We start from the raw sequence: 16,413 nt of genomic DNA, 5'->3' as shown, positions 1-16,413 counted from the left end.
ACGCTGAACAAGTCCGATCAGTTCGGAATAATCCAGTTCAGCCAACGTAGCGGCCATGGAAAACGGTGACGGCCTTCCTGTTGCGTTGCTGTCGCAATACGTTCCTGGATGGTTTGCATCAGCGTTGTCTGGCCTTCGCCATCCCACACCAGATTTAGTAATAGCGGCAATGCATCGGTTACGTCGTCCACCGCCCAGATAGTGAATTTTTCTTCTTCTATGGCCTGTAGCAGTGCCGGTTGCAGGCTCAGGTGTCTGACATTAGCTGATGGAATGATAACGCCCTGAGTACCTGTCAGCTCACGCTGCTGGCAGATGGCGAAGAAACCTTCAATTTTCTCGTTAAGACCGCCGACAGGTTGCGCCCGACCAAATTGATCGACAGAACCCGTAATGGCGATGCTTTGATTCACAGGGACGTCAGCGAGGGCGCTAATCAATGCGCACAATTCCGCCATGGACGCGCTGTCACCATCAACTTCGCTGTATGATTGTTCAAAGGTCAGCGAGGCCGAGAAGGGAATTTGCTGCTCAAGCTGGAGTTCAGACATCAGGAACGCCTGCATAATCATCATCCCCTTGGCATGAATATTTCCTCCCAGCTCGGCTTTGCGCTCAATATCTGTGAATTCGCCATCGCCAATATGCACCACGCAGCTGATACGTGATGGTTCTCCAAACGCGCGAGGATGACCCGGAAACTCAATGACCGACAGGGCGTTGATCTGACCAATTCGCTCGCCTTCCGTTTCGATAAGGATTTGCTCTTGCAGGATCTCATCCTGCATACGTTCGGCCAGGAATCCTTCCCGCCATTCGCGCTGCGCCAGCATCAGGCTGAACTGTTCCGCTGTGCAGGTTTCGCTCTCGCATAGCGAGGCCACTTCTTTGAACTGTCGGATGATCCACAAGGGGTTAAGCGGCAACGTATCCTGTTCGCCGGTATAGCGCACAGCTTCGCGGATTAGAACCTGCCAGGCATCAGGCGCGGGGTAGGGCAAATTGTTGCGCGTGGCGGTATGCGTTACCCACTGGCACCACTGTGTCATGGTTTCGGCATCGACTATCTGCAGGTTGTCTTCAAATTCGCTGTAGATGGCCTGCTCAGCCAGTTCTGGCTCCATGTCCTGAAAATCTGCCAGTGATTCACGCTCCCCGACTAAAATCACTTTTAGTTTAAGCGGCATCGGCGGAACGGAAACAGGCAATGGGCGAGACTCATCAAAAGCTACCCAGTCAAAGCGCTCGTGGCTGACAATGGCTTTCAGGCGCATCCACAACAGCGGTTGGGCCAGCAGAGTGCGTAATGAGATAACCAACACCCCACCATTCGCCTGATGCACCAGACCTGGTTGCAGGGAAATATCGCCATTGAACTGACGCAGGCAGCCAAATAGTTGCTCGGCTTCAACCCAGTCAGCGTTGACCACCTGAGTTAGCGTCGCAAAATTGTCTTCTGCTTTTTCTGCTGTACGATAGCGGATAGTGTGACCAGAGATATCATAATGACCCCCAGTCAGGAGTCCTGCGTCCGTGTGCAGTGTATGTGCAGCAGTTGCAATAAGGTTAAGGTATTCAAGCTCTTCCGGTGCTTTTACCAGCATGAACGAGGACGTCGTCCAGTGCTGCAGAAGCTGCTCTAGCGCGAATTGTAAACGTGGCTGAGTATCACTAAGTAAGGTATCGGTGTCGTCAGTGACGTGCGGCTGTGCAAATACTTCCTGATAACTGTCGGTATCAGGAACCAGATCACGCCATGCAAGTTTCGTAATGGTCAAAGTTGATGTTTTTTAGTCTGTTGTTAAAAACGAGATTATACCGTAACCCTCATCACTACACACCTGGAAAGCACCGCGAAACGGAAGTGATGACGCGCGGCAGTTCACAGGCTGGATATTCTTTTCTTCAGTTGCTCAAAAAGCTGATATTCTGATAAGAGTTACACGGTAACATTGAGATCGCAATGAAATATCAACAACTTGAAAATCTTGAAAGCGGCTGGAAGTGGAAGTACCTGGTGAAGAAGCATCGTGAGGGGGAATTAATAACCCGTTACGTAGAGGCCAGCGCTGCCAAAGAAGCCGTTGATTTATTGCTAACCCTCGAAAATGAACCGGTTCGGGTCAATACCTGGATTGAAGAACACATGAACCCTGCGCTACTCAATCGTATGAAACAGACCATACGGGCGAGGCGCAAGCGGCATTTTAATGCTGAGCATCAGCATACACGAAAGAAATCTATCGATCTGGAATTCATGGTGTGGCAACGCTTAGCAGGCCTTGCCCAGCGGCGCGGTAAAACGCTTTCTGAAACCATTGTGCAACTGATTGAAGATGCGGAGCATAAAGAGAAGTACGCGAATAAAATGTCAACCTTAAAACAGGATTTACAGGCACTGCTGGGAAAAGAGTAGTGGCAGGGTGGTTTAATGGGTGACGTAGTAGTGTGCTTTGATTAAAACACAGATGAAAAAAAACCCCGCGATGCGGGGTTTTTTTATAAGACGATAACTTAAGCCTGAGGCTGAGTTACAACGTCTTTGATACCTTTAACTTCGATCTCAACACGACGATCCGGAGCCAGGCAGTCGATCAGTGCAGCGCGAGCTTTCACGTTGTCACAGGTGTTGCCAGTAACCGGGTTAGATTCGCCCATGCCACGTGCAGAGATTTTGTCAGAAGGAATACCTTTAGAGATCAGGTAATCAACAACGGACTGAGCACGTTTCTCGGACAGACCCTGGTTGTAAGCGTCAGAACCGATGCGGTCAGTGAAGCCCAGAACCACTACGGAACCGTCTTTCGGATCCAGGTTGCTCAGCTGGCTGTACATCTGGTCCAGAGCCTGCTGGCCTTCTGGTTTCAGAGTTGCTTTGTTGAAGTTGAACAGCACGTCAGACTTCAGAGTGAAGTGCTTGGTCTGTACTTCTGGAGCCGGAGCCGGAGCAACAACTACTGGAGCTGCTTCTTCCTGCTGGCCGAAACGGTAAGAAACACCAACGCTTAACAGACCGTTATCCGGACGACCGCCAACGGTGTTCGCGTCACCGATGTTGTTGGTCCACTGGTATTCCAGACGGGTAGCGATTTCAGGAGTAATTGCATACTCTACGCCACCAGCGAATACTGGGGATACACCAGTGTCGTGGTCTTTGAAGCCGGTGTTGTTTTTAGCGTCTGCACGCCAAACCATACCACCCAGACGGGTATAAACGTCCAGATCGTCAGTGATTGGGTAACCCAGTTTAGCGGTCAGCTGAACGCCCTGAGCTTTGAAAGCGCCGTTGTTGTGAGTCTGGTCAGTGTAGCCTTTGTACGGCATACGGCCTAACCAGTCATAACCCATTTCGAAACCAACGTACGGGTTAACCTGATAACCACCGAACGCACCAGCACCCAGTTGGCTTTCGTGGGTAGGGCCGGCGTTGTTGATCTGGTTGTTGCCAATATCATGGTACTGAGACCAGCCCAGTTTAGCACCAGCGTACCAGGTGTTATCTTTCGGAGCGGCCTGCGCCACGGTAGCGAAACCAGCCAGTGCCACTGCAATTGCGATAGCTGTCTTTTTCATTTTTTGCGCCTCGTTATCATCCAAAATTCGCCATGAATATCTCCGAAGAGAGATAACACGGTTAAATCCTTCACCCGGGGACCAGTTCAATAGTTACTCTACCGATATCTGCGGCTTACGCCGAGCACCCCTGGCGATGTAAAGTCTACAACGTAGTTGAAAACTTACAAGTGTGAAGTCCGTCAGGCATATGAAAAAAAAAGGCTTGTATACATAATATTTAACATTTATTGATGTCTAAATGCACTGGAGATTTCCTGAAAACCGCTTGAGACAGGCGTTCGCACGAAAAACGCGTTAAAGCTCAAAGGCAAATTGAAGCATGAAAAAAAATTCCAGGATAAATCCTAATTTTACTCAATGATACAAATTCGAGTGAATTTTTAGCCCGGAATGCTGTCTCCCCGCAAGTGACTGTGCGCGAACAGGACGCATGATAAATCCCATAGCATTTCCTTCTTCAGCCGCTTTAACCAGTTCAGCGTGTTCGTCTTCTGTTAACTCTTCTCCCAGCCAGCCGATAACGACGCTGTAATTACCTGTGCGCAGCGCACGGATCATCGATTCCAGCGTATTGCAGGGGGAGAGTTGGCGAATCTGCATCACTTTTGTCAATGGAAGCCCGGCTGACTGTACCCACTCCCGACTTAATTTTTGCTGAGGCGTCAGCCACAGCTGCCAGCGTGATTGCTGCCCTAACTGCTGCAGCAGGGGAAGCAGCAGTAGTTGCGTCATCATGGGCTGGTCCTCGCGATAGACCACTTCACTGATAAGCCCAGCGGTTGCGTTCTCTGATGAAACGCGCGCAATGTTGCTTGATGTGGAAGAGAACGACGAAGAACGATTTGCATAGCCTGAAGTGTACATAATCAATCCAGCCCTGTGGGTTACTGTATGGATATACAGTAACCCTGCTATCAACAAAGATCAACCTTATTTTCGGAAACAGGTTCGCAATTTTTAGTCGTAGTTAGGGGAAAAATAAAATTCATCTTGCCCCGTGCGAATAAGTTGCCTATTTTCGTCATTAACGGATCTGTTATTGAAAATCATTGGCTTACGTTATGATTTAAAAGGATTTTTATGAAAGAACTTTCTTATGCAAAGATCTATAAATCACAAGAATATCTGGCGTCTCTGGGAACAATTCACTATCGCTCATTATTTGGCAGCTACAGTTTGACGGTTGGGGATACGGTCTTTGCTATGGTCGCCAGCGGTGAGTTATATCTTCGGGCCTGCGAACAGAGCGTACAGTACTGTGCAAAAAATTCGCCTGTCTGGCTGACATTTATAAAGCGCGGGCGTCCGGTGGTACTCAACTACTATCAGGTAAATGATGCGCTGTGGCAAAACCAGCAGCAATTGGTGTCGTTATCGCGGTACTCATTGGATGCTGCTGTTAAGGAAAAACAGAGTCGCTTTGCTCAACATCGTCTGCGGGAACTACCAAATATGACGTTTCATCTGGAGACCCTGCTAAATGAAGCAGGAATTAAAGATGAGGGAACATTGCGAACGTTGGGCGCCCAAATGTGCTGGCTGAAACTGCGGCAAAATAATCCAGCCCTGACGGTAAAAATACTTTATGCCCTTGAAGGCGCGGTCGGTGGCGTGCATGAAGCAGCGCTCCCGGCGGTCCGTCGCCAGGAGCTGGTGGAGTGGGTCAGTTCACTGACGCCGAAGCCGGGGTATTAGAAGGCAGCACGGCAATTTGCTGTTGTAATCGCCGGATTTCCGGTAGCAGGGCGATCAATAACCCAACCTGCTGTATAACAAGCGGTTCTTTACTATCCGGACGTGGCTCAAGATGCTGAATTCGATGCTTTAGCCCCTCCAGCGCCTGGTAGACGCGCTGTTCGTCTGCGGGTTGATAGTGAAGCGCGTCATCAACGTAGCAGACGGCATCATCCAGTAATGCCAGAACTTCCGGGTTGGTTAACTGTTCGCGGTGTGCGCCAAGGGCAGAAATGTAACTGGTAAACGTATGATTGAGGCACAGCAAGCGAAATGCTGTTTCTCGCGTTTGGGCCGTGACATCCGGTTCACTCGACATGTTCGACACCACGGAGGCAAACTCTGCATCACGATTGTGTGCGTCACGACGGGCGATACGGTATGCCATACGGTTATCACGACCCTGATGATATTGTTCGAGAATAGCATCAAGGTAACGACAGTTTGCGTCAGTGGCCCGCTCAATGACACGCGGCAGGTTACGAAAACGCCAGTCAGGCCAGATGAAACTCACGGCAGCCCATGCAATGGCACACCCTATCAGCGTATCGATAACGCGCGGCAGCGCAACTTCGAAACCTTCACCGAGCAGATTAAAGCACAGCAGTACCAGCAGCGTGATAAACATCGTGGCGTGTGCATACTGGACGTTGCGAAAGGCAAAAAACAGTACGCCAGTGATCACCAAAAGTATTAACTGACCTTCCAGAGAGGGAACGAACCACAGGATAGGTAAACCAATGGCGATTCCTACCAATGTACCGATAATCCTTAGCGCCAGGCGATGTCGGGTGGCGTTGTAGTTTGGCTGACAGACAAACAGACTGGTCAGCAGGATCCAGTATCCGTGGTTCATCCCGGTAATCTGGATAATGGCATAGCCGACACAAAGCACCAGCGACATGCGTACTGCATGGCGAAACAGGGCTGACTCAGGCGTAAAATTACGGCTCAGACGTAACCAGATATCGCTGAACCCATGCGGACTGTCATCGGCAAGCTGATTTTCAGACTCATTACGCGAGAGTACCTGAGCCTGTTCTGACTCGATGGTGGCCAGTTGGGCGTCGATAGCTCGCAGGTTTGAGAGTAAAAATCCCAGCGTGTTGAGCAGGTCTGTAGGCGCACCGCTCGCACGCATACGCTCCAGGGCGGCATCTATATGCGTGAAGACGCGCTCAAAGTGCGGATCGTGCTGGTAAGGCGTGCGTAATAAAATACAGCGGGACAACTGGGTGCAGGCTTGCCCCTGCATCGACATCAAGCGCTGGAAGCGAAACATCACGTCGCTGTGACGGAAATGGTCGCGTAGCGTTTGATACTGAATATGGGAGGAGCTGGCGCGTTCGTGAATATCCTGCGCTACAAAATAGTAATGTAGCGTGCGACGCGTTCCGCGCTGACCGCGGTCACCGCGCAGGCGAGTCAGTAACGATACCTTTGTCTGGTTTAGCGTCGCCATCAATTGCCCATTAGCGAGGGCCAAATCATACAACGGCGCCTGGCTTTCATCTTCAATGTCGGGATCAAAAAGGCGTGATTTCAGTTCCAGGTAGTGCGCTAACTGTTCGTAGCTACGCGCCAGATTGTCCTGCAGTGGGCGGATGGGGAACAGAAGATGCCCGGTCAGCGTCAGAAGGTTGTACCAGATAGCGCCAGCGAGCAACAGGGTCGGCTGCTGATACCACTGATCGTAAAGCGACGTTCCCAGCATGGTATAAATGGCAATCAACAACGCACCAAAGGCGATGGTTGCATAGCGCTGGCCCAAGCCCCCCAGCAGAATGAAGCCGCTGGTGGAAAGCGTTAACCCAATGGCAAACAGCCATGGCCATGGGAAGAGCAGTTCTACGGAGGCTGAGGCAATAAAAAAGCAGATCAACGTAATGATCAAATTGCGCAGTCGGCCAGCGAGGCGATCGTCCAGATCGGTCAGCGCGGCAGCGACCATACCCAGCGTGAGCGGGATGGTCAGCTTAACATCGCCCAGCCACCAGGGTAGCGCTGTTGTGCCACAAAGCGCGATAAAAATTCTTACGTAGTACAGCCAGGTGCTGTTCCAGGTATAGCGTTTAAGCAGCGGACTTAACATAAAGGCCATCAGTCCTGATTATTCAAAGCGACGGCGCGCATTGGCTTCACGCGCAGCGCGGGCAACTTCGACTGAAACCACCCGACGCCCCACCGGCCAGAGCGCAATAGCGGCAATTTTAAAGTTCGCAATGCCCACCGGAATACCAATAATCGAAATGCACTGGGCAATGCCGGAGACAATGTGCATCAGGCACAGCCACCAACCGAAGAAAATCAGCCAGAAAATATTGAGCAATGTGCCACCGGTATTAAGAAGCACATTTTTCCCTGCCGGATTAAGTTCATCGACATGAATCGCTTCGTTGCCATAGGGAAATAGCGAGAGTCGGGTTATTTCCCAGCATGACCGGGTCAAGGGTAAAGTAAAAATAAGCACAATACTGACCAGCGTAGCCAATAACCAGGCTAAGGTGGTGGCGAACCCACCTAGCACAAAATTTAAAATATTCAGAACAGTACGCATAAACCCTCGATTAACTCTGGTTTTCTGTGAATTCGGCAATTGTAACGTTTTTTTGGGCTGGAGCACGTTTTCTCTGGCGGTTACACTGATATGCAAACCTCTTCGTGTGGATCCGCTTGAGTCTTATGGAACTGAAAGCAACTTCTCTTGGAAAACGTCTGGCGCAACACCCTTACGATCGGGCTGTTATTCTCAATGCCGGGATTAAAGTTTCCGGCGATCGTCACGAGTATCTTATTCCCTTCAACCAGTTATTGGCTATTCATTGCAAACGCGGCCTGGTGTGGGGAGAGCTGGAGTTCGTGCTTCCGGATGATAAGGTGGTACGGCTTCACGGCACAGAATGGGCGGAAACCCAACGCTTCCATCACCATTTAAATACGCTCTGGCAGCAGTGGAGCCAGGAAATGAGTGAGGTGGCTGCTGGAGTGTTACAGCAACAATTGGATGCGATTGCAGCCCGGACAAGTGAAAATAAATGGCTGACACGTAGCCAAACCTCAGGATTGCAACAGCAGATCCTCCGTGCCTTTGCGGCGTTGCCGCTACCGCTGAAGCGGCTGGAAGAATTTGAAAATTGTCGTGAAGCGTTACGCCAATGCCAGGCATGGTTGCAGGATATTGAGGCCTGTCGTTTACAGCACAATCAGGCCTATACCGATGCGATGCTGGCAGAGCATGCCGAGTTTTTCCAGCACATTGAATCTTCGCCGCTGAACCCTGCCCAGGCGCGCGCGGTGGTGAATGGTGAGCAAGCCTTATTGGTACTTGCCGGGGCGGGAAGCGGCAAAACATCGGTTCTGGTTGCCCGTGCGGGCTGGCTGTTGGCGCGAGGCGAGGCGGCGGCAGAACAAATTCTGTTGCTGGCGTTCGGTCGTAAAGCGGCTCAGGAGATGGATGACCGCATCCGTGAACGTCTGCATACGGATGAGGTCACCGCGCGGACGTTTCATTCACTGGCGCTGCATATCATTTCGCAGGGCAGCAAAAAAGTTCCGACGGTTAGCAAGCTGGAAAATGACGCCGTTGCGCGCAGCAAACTCTTCATTACTACCTGGCGTCAGCAGTGCAGCGAGAAAAAAGCCCAGGCTAAAGGTTGGCGACAATGGTTAGAAGAAGAGATGCAGTGGTCTGTACCCGAAGGTAACTTCTGGGACGACGAAAAGTTACAGCGGCGTTTGGCCTCTCGGCTCGATCGCTGGGTTAGCCTGATGCGTATGCATGGCGGAGCGCAGGCGGAGATGATTGCCAATGCTCCGGAGGAGATCCGCGACCTGTTCAGTAAACGCATAAAGCTCATGGCGCCCCTGCTCAAAGCCTGGAAGAGCGCCCTGAAGGACGAGAATGCCGTCGATTTTTCCGGGTTAATCCATCAGGTCATTGTTATTCTGGAAAAAGGGCGGTTTATCAGTCCCTGGAAGCATATTCTGGTCGATGAATTTCAGGATATTTCTCCTCAGCGTGCCGCCTTGTTGGCCTCGCTACGCAAGCAAAACTCGCAGACTACGCTGTTTGCCGTAGGCGATGACTGGCAGGCCATTTACCGGTTTAGCGGGGCGCAACTTTCGCTGACCACGGCATTCCAGCAAAACTTTGGCGAGGGCGATCGCTGTAATCTGGATACGACTTACCGTTTCAATAGCCGTATTGGTGAAGTCGCAAATCAGTTTATTCAACAGAATCCCCATCAGCTTACGAAACCGCTCAACAGCCTGATGACAGGGGATAAAAAAGCCGTTACCTTGCTTGATGAAAACCAGTTGGATCTGTTGCTGGATAAACTGTCGGGTTTTGTGAAAACAGAAGAGAGAATTCTGGTCCTGGCGCGATACCATCATCTGAAACCGGCCAGTCTGGAGAAAGCGGCTACCCGCTGGCCTAAGCTACAGCTGGATTTTATGACTATCCATGCCAGTAAAGGACAGCAAGCGGACTACGTTATTGTCGTCGGTCTTCATGAGGGTAATGATGGCTTTCCTGCGCCAGCCCGCGAGTCGATTATGGAAGAGGCGCTGCTCCCGGCGGTTGAAGATTTTCCGGATGCCGAAGAGCGAAGGTTACTGTATGTGGCACTAACGCGCGCACGTCACCGGGTGTGGTTGCTGTTCAATAAAGAAACACCATCGTGTTTTGTTGATGAGCTTAAGCGACTGGATGTCCCGGTGACGAGGAAACCCTGAAACGCAGGCGGTAGTTGCCGCCTGCCTGGGCATTATTTGAGGCGTTCTGCCAGATAACGGGCGTAATCCGGGATCAGTATGTCCGTCTCATCGTTGAAGTTTGGCGACTGGATAATAAAATCTGCCGTCGACACGTTGGTGGCGACCGGAATGTTCCAGACTGTGGCAAGGCGCAGCAGGGCTTTGACATCAGGATCGTGGGGAACGGCGTTGAGCGGATCCCAGAAGAAGATCAGCACATCTATTTTCCCTTCTGAAATCAGCGCGCCCACCTGCTGATCACCCCCCATTGGACCGCTCAGCATTGCGTTGACGTCCATTCCTGTCGCGCGTTGAATTAAGTTCCCTGTTGTTCCCGTGGCATACAGAACGTGTTTTTCCAGTAACGGCTGGTGGCGTTCCACCCAGCTCATCAACATATTTTTACAGTGATCGTGTGCCACCAGCGCAATATGCTTACGCGCTGGCAATGTGCGAGTCGTTAATTCCATAGTACAGCTCCCAAGTTAACCTTGTTACAGAGTACTGGAAGCACTTGACGCTGCAAGAGAAAGACAAAAAAAATGCGTCTGTGAACATAAATGTCATGAAGAAGGCTGTTTCTGGGCCCATTGCAGAAAGTTACTTCGCGTTTGGGCGTCGGCCTGCTCAAACCAAAATTTTAATCGTTGCTCGGTCAGCGTTTGCGACTGAGGCGGCACCCGATCCAGTTCAGACACCCCAGAAAGCAGCGAGCTGTCGTCGGCCATCATGGTGGCGAATTGTGGCAATGACGCATGTTTAGCCGCTTTGTTATAGCGTTCAGTTTCCATTTCATAATCCACGATTTTCGCCGTGGAGGTGATTGACAGAATATCCAGCTTAACGGGGATGGGCATGGCGTCCCCATCCAGCAGTTCCACACGCGGTGCATCATCGAAATGTGATGCGTCCCGCTCATTGTTCAGACGCGGAAGGTGAAAATTAACCTGGCTGACGAGCTGGGTATCAAAGCTGATAACCAGCGGAGGGGAAATATACAGACGTTCTTCGTGGCTGGACAGGCGAAGGGTTTTTTCTACGCGAAATACAAGCTGGTGCCGACCATTTTCTAGCTCAATACTGTCGGCGCCACGCAGTAATGAGCTGGAGACTTTTTTTCCATCCAGCACCAGAAGATCAATTTCACTCGACAGACGCAAAGAGGTGGCAAAAACAGTTACCGGCAAACACAGAGCAATCAAGGCTGTCATAATGCCGGCTTTCATAGGTTTCTCCTGTCCAGAAAATATCTGCATCAGATGTATCTAATTTTTTCACTGGTCACGTTTACTAACATATAGACATATTTTTGAGTTTAGCTCTCATGCGCCAGTATGGGATGAATGGTTGCAAGGCCAGGTTTGTCGTACACTTTGTTAAACAGCCTGGAGGAAGACGATGAAAGAGACCGATATTGCTGGCATTTTGACATCTACCCGTACGATTGCACTGGTTGGTGCAAGCGATAAACCCGATCGTCCAAGCTATCGGGTAATGAAGTATTTACTCGATCAGGGCTATCACGTTATCCCCGTTTCGCCAAAAGTTGCCGGGAAAACGCTGTTGGGGCAGCAGGGGTACGCGACGCTGGCGGATGTGCCGGAGAAAGTGGATATGGTTGATGTCTTTCGTAATTCTGAAGCGGCGTGGGGCGTTGCTCAGGAGGCTATCGCCATCGGTGCGAAGACCTTATGGATGCAGCTTGGCGTAATTAACGAGCAGGCAGCCGTACTGGCACGTGACGCGGGGCTGGCGGTGGTCATGGATCGCTGTCCGGCGATTGAGATCCCGCGGCTGGGACTGGCGAAGTAAGGTTGTGTTGTTGCCTTAGGCACGTTGCTCATCCGGCCCGTGTTGCTGGGCGGATGAGCAGCATAAACCCGATACGCGAATTGCCATCGGGCTTGTGTTCGCATCAATTACGCAGACGCGGAGCCTGAAGCTGTTTACGGATTGTTCGCGCCAGTTCATCCATCGACGGTTGCTCCGGATGTTCTTCCTGTAGCTCGCCACTCAGCTGTGCTTCGGCCAGATACGTATGCACCGGCAGACCATTATCGTCTTCCATCACCACGTGATACCAGGGAGCGGCGCGAAGTTCGTCGTTAACCGCCAGCTCATCGGCTGACGGTTCATCAAGCGAATATTCCGGGTCGATATCCACGACCACTCCGAGGTAACCTAACAGGGAATGGCGGACCTGCTGGCCGATACCGAATTTGCTGGCAATCATAGTCACCTCCCGGGAAATAGATACCCTCTATGTAAGGGTAATATTCCACTTTTCAAGTTACATGATGCGACAGGCAAACCCTTTCAGATACAGCCCTTCCGGGTAGGTAGCGATCACCGGGTGATCGGCGGCCTGACGGAACTGCTCTATAAATTGTACATCACGACCAGCATCTATTGCGGCATCAGCGATGATTTTCTGAAATAAATCGGTGGTCATCAGACCGGAGCAGGAGAATGTCAGCAATACGCCGCCGGGGTTGAGCAACTGAATAGCCAGCATATTGATGTCCTTATAGCCGCGGCAGGCGCCCATTAACTGGCTTTTGTTTTCGACGAACTTCGGCGGATCCATCACAATGACATCAAATTTCTCACCGCGATCGCGATAAGCGCGCAGCAGTTTGAATACGTCATCACGCACAAATTCGGCTTTGCTCAGATCCAGCTTGTTCAGTTCCACGTTCTGGCGGGCAATATCAAGCGCTTCCTGAGAGGTATCGACGCTGACCACCTGACGGCATCCGCCCATTAATGCCGAGACCGCAAAGCCGCCGGTATAAGAGAAACAGTTCAGAACCCGTTGATTTTCTACATAACGGCGCGTGGCCAGACGGCTGTCGCGTTGATCAAGGTAATAACCGGTTTTGTGACCGTGCTGAATATCAACCAGCAGCTTCATCCCGTGCTCTTCGATAGGCAGCAGGGCTGGCGGCAGTTCGCCCGTTACTGGCCCTTGGGTCAGCTCCATACCTTCTTTTTTACGCACGGCCACGTCGCTACGGTCATAAATAGCGCAGTCCGGGAACACAACTTGCAGAGCGCTAATCAGCGCGGCGCGTTGATATTCAGCACCGGCGCTGAGCAGTTGCAATACCAGAAAGTTGCCGAAGCGGTCAATGGTGATGCCCGGCAGACCATCGGACTCTCCTGCAATCAGACGATAGCTGTTCAACCCGTCTTTTTTCGCCAGCCAGTCGCGCCATGTTTGCGCCTGTTGCAGACGACGGGTGAAGAAATCAATATCGATGGATTCAGACTTGTCGAATGTCCAGACGCGGGCACGGATCTGCGACGCAGGTGAGTACGCGCCGCGTGCTAACCATTTACCCTGATGGTCAACAATATCGATGGTTTCACCGAGGTTGGCTTTACCTTCCATACGTGCGACAGCACCGGAAAATACCCACGGATGGCGGCGCAGTAATGATTTATCGCGCCCTTTGGCTAACACTAAACGAGGATAATGTGGAATTGTAGATTCAGTCATGCGGAGCAACCTCTCACAAACAGTGACGCGGGCTGGAGTAAAGTACCAACCTGAAACCATTAAAATAAAATGGCGCGTAGAGTAGCACAGATGATGAGGTCAATCATCAGCGTATGGCGCTGGGCGTTTCGGCACAAAACGCTATCACAGAGGCACAGTTTCTTTTATACCCACCGTTTACATTGCTATTTCTTAATCAGAAAAAGGAAATGTAATGAAAGCTGTCTACTCTCTGGCTACCGCCGCTATTGTCGCGTTGAGTTTTGATGCCTCTGCCGCCTCGACATTTCGCCTCAGCAGCGCCGATATACCCGCTAACCTGCAATTAACGCAAAAACAAGTGTTTAAGGGGTTTGGCTGCAGTGGCGACAATATTTCCCCGCAGCTGAGCTGGCAAAATCCGCCAACTGATGCCAAAAGTTTTGCCATTACGCTGTTTGATCCTGATGCGCCAACGGGAAGCGGCTGGTGGCACTGGACCATCGTAAATATTCCGGCTCAGGTCCATACGCTTCCTGGCGGAGCCAGCATGGATAAGTTACCCGCTGGAGCAGTTCAGGGACGCAATGATTTCGGTTATGCTGGATTTGGCGGCGCCTGTCCACCACCGGGCGATAAACCTCATCGCTATCAGTTTACCGTGTGGGCGTTAAATACCGACGCGTTGCCAATTGACAGTAACGCCAGCGGTGCGCTGGTCGGTTTTATGCTGAACAGCCACGTGATTGCCAAAGCGGAATTAACCGCCACTTACGCAAGAAAATAAAGAGGATAAACTGGTGCAGGATGTCCATTTTCGCCATAACAACCTTACCACCGCCGAGGTGCGTTCCGGCCATCTGCACCGCCTGCACCAGGTTAAACTGTTTTCTGCTGCTATTTGCCATATTACGCAGGGAAGTAAGGTCATTATTCAGGATGACAATCGTCTGGTTGCAGGGCCGGGTGAGCTGATTATCATCCCGGCGAATACGCCTCTGGAGATTATTAATCAGCCGGAGCAGGGAGCATTTCGTTCGGATTTGCTGTTGCTGTCGGCGAGCATCATTAGCACGTTTAAAAATAACTGGGTCAAGGATTTCCCTCCGGCAAAATTGACGTCGCTATGCACGCCCATGAGTAACGGACTGGCATTTATGTGGGAAAGCCTGCTGGACGCTGTACGCCAGGACTTACCTGCAAAATTGCAGGAGCATCAGGCGATGGGATTATTGCTGGCGCTACTGCATGATGGTGTGGCGGGGCCGCTGCTTATCGAGCGACGGTTTAATCTGACTGAACAGGTGCGACAACTTATTATGTTATCCCCTGCTAAGCTATGGACAGCTCAGGAGATTGCCGGTCACTTGTCCATCGGTACTTCAACATTACGCCGACGATTACAGATGGAATCGCAGAGTTACCGGCAGATAGTCGAAGAGGTGCGCATGTCCTGCGCGCTCTCTCAACTACAATCGACCACGCTGCCGATTGGCGAAATTGCGTTACGCTGTGGCTATCTGTCAGGCTCACGATTTACCGCAAGATTCCGCCAGCATTACGGATGCCTGCCGAAACAGGTGCGCTAAGGCCTTGTAACTGTTCCTTCATTTATGTTGATTAGGAGAACCGCAATGTCGAAAGTCTGCATAATCGCCTGGGTCTATGGTCGGGTTCAGGGGGTAGGATTTCGCTACACCACGCAACATGAAGCGCAACGACTGGGATTGACCGGATACGCTAAAAATATGGATGATGGCAGCGTAGAGGTTGTCGCCTGCGGCGAAAGCGAACGGGTTGAACAGCTAATGAAGTGGTTAAAAGCCGGAGGGCCGAGCAGCGCCAGGGTAGAACGGGTTCTCAGTGAACCACACCGCCCTGGCGACGAGCTAAAGGGATTTAGTATCCGCTATTAAATACATTTGACCGGTTTCGGCAGGCCGGCAATTTTAGTCGCCTGCTTGGCCGGACCTTTTGGGAACAGACGGTAAAGATAACGGCTGTTGCCTTTCTCTTCGCCAAACTTGTTGGCCATCGCTTTTACCAGCATGCGGATAGCGGGGGAAGTATTAAACTCCAGATAAAACTCGCGTACGAAACGCACCACTTCCCAGTGTTCAGGGGAGAGGTCGATACCTTCGTTTTCGGCGATTTTCTCCGCCAGCGGCTCGCTCCACAGCGTGGTATCTTTCAGATAGCCTTCGCTATCGGTCTCAATTTCCTGGCCTGCAAAAATGAACATAGTGCTCTGTCGATAAAGTAAAAACCGCCCCTAGTCTAGCAAATAAGGGGCGGCGTGAGAAACCTTGCCCTACAGAAGAAGCTGTAGCAGATTGTTGGCATTAAGCTTCTTCAGCGCGTTACATTTATACGTCGATACCTGCTTTTCGCTAATCTGCGTCATATGTGCAACATGTTTTACCGATTGTCCGTTAACCAGCCTGTCGAGAACATTGAACTCCATGCCTGTCAGACAACAGTTCAGGCTGCGTACCCGACGGGGCTCTTTTGCGAACATATACGCCGCATCCACGACGGCAATTCGGTCATCAATGATATACAAGGTCAGCGTGGTAAAACGCTTTCGCAAATGCGTTGCCAGTGCCCAGCCTTTTTCATTGCACACCAGATAAACGGTTCCCTCCCAGCACCTGGCCTCCAGTTGCAGCAGAATGTCGACCAGCGCCAGATGCGTTCTCGTGACGGAAAAGCGGCAACGTACAACGAGGGTGTCGCAGGCCAGCAGCGAACGACGCCACTTTACCGTGCCGCACTTCACCTGAGTCGGCGCGTTACGACGCAGAAGGGCATAGCGCAACCCTTCGGCATAAAAACGATTATTATCAAGAATGACGTAATTCACG

The 16,413-nt window shown here is 51.3% G+C and carries 18 protein-coding genes; 7 read left to right on the top strand and 11 right to left on the bottom strand.

Annotated elements, in window-relative coordinates; all coding sequences use genetic code 11:
- Nucleotides 1-17 precede the first annotated feature (17 nt).
- Complete coding sequence (locus KQJ18_RS03415; protein WP_216421413.1) at nt 18-1,778, bottom strand: Lon protease family protein; 1,761 nt, start codon at nt 1,776-1,778, stop codon at nt 18-20.
- Nucleotides 1,779-1,963: 185 nt separating this feature from the next.
- On the opposite strand from KQJ18_RS03415, the gene matP reads away from it, so the two are divergent.
- Nucleotides 1,964-2,416 carry a macrodomain Ter protein MatP gene (gene matP / locus KQJ18_RS03410; protein ID WP_042314187.1) on the top strand — a complete coding sequence of 151 codons (453 nt, stop codon included), beginning with the start codon at nt 1,964-1,966 and terminating at the stop codon, nt 2,414-2,416.
- Between the two features lie 98 nt (nt 2,417-2,514).
- On the opposite strand, the gene ompA is transcribed toward matP, so the two are convergent.
- Both ompA and sulA read right to left on the bottom strand, forming a co-directional pair.
- Entirely contained in the window at nt 2,515-3,573 is a 1,059-nt protein-coding gene (gene ompA, locus KQJ18_RS03405) for a porin OmpA (RefSeq protein WP_038639429.1), read from the bottom strand.
- A 357-nt stretch (nt 3,574-3,930) separates the two neighbouring features.
- Complete coding sequence (sulA, locus tag KQJ18_RS03400; RefSeq protein WP_038639432.1) at nt 3,931-4,440, bottom strand: SOS-induced cell division inhibitor SulA; 510 nt, start codon at nt 4,438-4,440, stop codon at nt 3,931-3,933.
- A 216-nt stretch (nt 4,441-4,656) separates the two neighbouring features.
- Here sulA and KQJ18_RS03395 point away from each other — a divergent pair, with 216 nt between their 5' ends.
- The gene (locus KQJ18_RS03395) at nt 4,657-5,271 is read left to right on the top strand and encodes a TfoX/Sxy family DNA transformation protein (RefSeq protein ID WP_042314181.1); all 615 of its coding nucleotides are present in this window, start codon (nt 4,657-4,659) and stop codon (nt 5,269-5,271) included.
- Here the strand turns inward: KQJ18_RS03395 and yccS are convergent.
- Together yccS and KQJ18_RS03385 are read right to left on the bottom strand one after the other, a co-directional pair.
- The gene (gene yccS / locus KQJ18_RS03390; RefSeq protein ID WP_216421412.1) at nt 5,240-7,402 is read right to left on the bottom strand and encodes a YccS family putative transporter; all 2,163 of its coding nucleotides are present in this window, start codon (nt 7,400-7,402) and stop codon (nt 5,240-5,242) included. The genes KQJ18_RS03395 and yccS overlap by 32 nt on opposite strands.
- An 18-nt stretch (nt 7,403-7,420) precedes the next feature.
- The gene (locus KQJ18_RS03385; RefSeq protein ID WP_038639436.1) at nt 7,421-7,867 is read right to left on the bottom strand and encodes a YccF domain-containing protein; all 447 of its coding nucleotides are present in this window, start codon (nt 7,865-7,867) and stop codon (nt 7,421-7,423) included.
- 125 nt (nt 7,868-7,992) lie between these two features.
- Between KQJ18_RS03385 and helD the strand changes: the two genes are divergently transcribed.
- On the top strand, nt 7,993-10,047 hold the full coding sequence (helD, locus tag KQJ18_RS03380; RefSeq protein ID WP_216421411.1) for a DNA helicase IV: 2,055 nt from the start codon (nt 7,993-7,995) through the stop codon (nt 10,045-10,047).
- 32 nt (nt 10,048-10,079) lie between these two features.
- On the opposite strand, the gene mgsA is transcribed toward helD, so the two are convergent.
- A complete protein-coding gene (gene mgsA / locus KQJ18_RS03375; protein ID WP_038639442.1) occupies nt 10,080-10,538 on the bottom strand; it encodes a methylglyoxal synthase in 459 nt (152 codons plus the stop codon).
- Between the two features lie 93 nt (nt 10,539-10,631).
- A complete protein-coding gene (locus tag KQJ18_RS03370) occupies nt 10,632-11,294 on the bottom strand; it encodes a DUF2057 family protein (RefSeq protein WP_038639445.1) in 663 nt (220 codons plus the stop codon).
- A gap of 172 nt (nt 11,295-11,466) precedes the next feature.
- On the opposite strand from KQJ18_RS03370, the gene KQJ18_RS03365 reads away from it, so the two are divergent.
- Complete coding sequence (locus tag KQJ18_RS03365; RefSeq protein WP_006685217.1) at nt 11,467-11,880, top strand: CoA-binding protein; 414 nt, start codon at nt 11,467-11,469, stop codon at nt 11,878-11,880.
- 103 nt (nt 11,881-11,983) lie between these two features.
- Here KQJ18_RS03365 and hspQ read toward each other — a convergent pair whose 3' ends face one another.
- Both hspQ and rlmI read right to left on the bottom strand, forming a co-directional pair.
- Nucleotides 11,984-12,301: a heat shock protein HspQ gene (gene hspQ, locus KQJ18_RS03360; protein WP_038639447.1), complete on the bottom strand. Its 318-nt coding sequence runs from the start codon at nt 12,299-12,301 to the stop codon at nt 11,984-11,986.
- Between the two features lie 57 nt (nt 12,302-12,358).
- Entirely contained in the window at nt 12,359-13,570 is a 1,212-nt protein-coding gene (rlmI, locus tag KQJ18_RS03355; RefSeq protein WP_087857541.1) for a 23S rRNA (cytosine(1962)-C(5))-methyltransferase RlmI, read from the bottom strand.
- 214 nt (nt 13,571-13,784) lie between these two features.
- Between rlmI and KQJ18_RS03350 the strand changes: the two genes are divergently transcribed.
- From KQJ18_RS03350 to yccX, 3 genes are read left to right on the top strand one after another with little or no spacing between them, the layout of a single operon-like run.
- Nucleotides 13,785-14,336 (top strand): YbhB/YbcL family Raf kinase inhibitor-like protein, encoded by a 552-nt coding sequence (locus tag KQJ18_RS03350; protein ID WP_150344873.1) that lies wholly within the window; start codon nt 13,785-13,787, stop codon nt 14,334-14,336.
- A 13-nt stretch (nt 14,337-14,349) separates the two neighbouring features.
- Nucleotides 14,350-15,138 (top strand): AraC family transcriptional regulator, encoded by a 789-nt coding sequence (locus KQJ18_RS03345; protein WP_038639456.1) that lies wholly within the window; start codon nt 14,350-14,352, stop codon nt 15,136-15,138.
- A gap of 45 nt (nt 15,139-15,183) precedes the next feature.
- Nucleotides 15,184-15,465: an acylphosphatase gene (gene yccX / locus KQJ18_RS03340; protein ID WP_085048613.1), complete on the top strand. Its 282-nt coding sequence runs from the start codon at nt 15,184-15,186 to the stop codon at nt 15,463-15,465.
- Here yccX and tusE read toward each other — a convergent pair.
- Entirely contained in the window at nt 15,462-15,791 is a 330-nt protein-coding gene (gene tusE / locus KQJ18_RS03335; RefSeq protein ID WP_038639458.1) for a sulfurtransferase TusE, read from the bottom strand. The two genes, yccX and tusE, sit on opposite strands and share 4 nt — an antisense overlap.
- A gap of 69 nt (nt 15,792-15,860) precedes the next feature.
- Nucleotides 15,861-16,412, bottom strand: a complete 552-nt coding sequence (locus KQJ18_RS03330) for a LuxR C-terminal-related transcriptional regulator (RefSeq protein ID WP_038639461.1) — start codon at nt 16,410-16,412, stop codon at nt 15,861-15,863.
- Nucleotide 16,413 lies beyond the last annotated feature (1 nt).

This window comes from Citrobacter sp. S55_ASV_140 (assembly GCF_018919505.1).
Lineage (GTDB): Bacteria > Pseudomonadota > Gammaproteobacteria > Enterobacterales > Enterobacteriaceae > Citrobacter > Citrobacter werkmanii.
This window is presented reverse-complemented; position numbering and strand designations above follow the sequence as displayed.

Bases quoted from the DNA above. Each gene is read 5' to 3' on its own strand.
- matP (WP_042314187.1), top strand. From the start codon at position 1,964: ATGAAATATCAACAACTTGAAAATCTTGAAAGCGGCTGGAAGTGGAAG.
- ompA (WP_038639429.1), bottom strand. From the start codon at position 3,573: ATGAAAAAGACAGCTATCGCAATTGCAGTGGCACTGGCTGGTTTCGCT.
- sulA (WP_038639432.1), bottom strand. From the start codon at position 4,440: ATGTACACTTCAGGCTATGCAAATCGTTCTTCGTCGTTCTCTTCCACA.
- KQJ18_RS03395 (WP_042314181.1), top strand. From the start codon at position 4,657: ATGAAAGAACTTTCTTATGCAAAGATCTATAAATCACAAGAATATCTG.
- yccS (WP_216421412.1), bottom strand. From the start codon at position 7,402: ATGTTAAGTCCGCTGCTTAAACGCTATACCTGGAACAGCACCTGGCTG.
- KQJ18_RS03385 (WP_038639436.1), bottom strand. From the start codon at position 7,867: ATGCGTACTGTTCTGAATATTTTAAATTTTGTGCTAGGTGGGTTCGCC.
- helD (WP_216421411.1), top strand. From the start codon at position 7,993: ATGGAACTGAAAGCAACTTCTCTTGGAAAACGTCTGGCGCAACACCCT.
- mgsA (WP_038639442.1), bottom strand. From the start codon at position 10,538: ATGGAATTAACGACTCGCACATTGCCAGCGCGTAAGCATATTGCGCTG.
- KQJ18_RS03370 (WP_038639445.1), bottom strand. From the start codon at position 11,294: ATGAAAGCCGGCATTATGACAGCCTTGATTGCTCTGTGTTTGCCGGTA.
- KQJ18_RS03365 (WP_006685217.1), top strand. From the start codon at position 11,467: ATGAAAGAGACCGATATTGCTGGCATTTTGACATCTACCCGTACGATT.
- hspQ (WP_038639447.1), bottom strand. From the start codon at position 12,301: ATGATTGCCAGCAAATTCGGTATCGGCCAGCAGGTCCGCCATTCCCTG.
- rlmI (WP_087857541.1), bottom strand. From the start codon at position 13,570: ATGACTGAATCTACAATTCCACATTATCCTCGTTTAGTGTTAGCCAAA.
- KQJ18_RS03350 (WP_150344873.1), top strand. From the start codon at position 13,785: ATGAAAGCTGTCTACTCTCTGGCTACCGCCGCTATTGTCGCGTTGAGT.
- yccX (WP_085048613.1), top strand. From the start codon at position 15,184: ATGTCGAAAGTCTGCATAATCGCCTGGGTCTATGGTCGGGTTCAGGGG.
- tusE (WP_038639458.1), bottom strand. From the start codon at position 15,791: ATGTTCATTTTTGCAGGCCAGGAAATTGAGACCGATAGCGAAGGCTAT.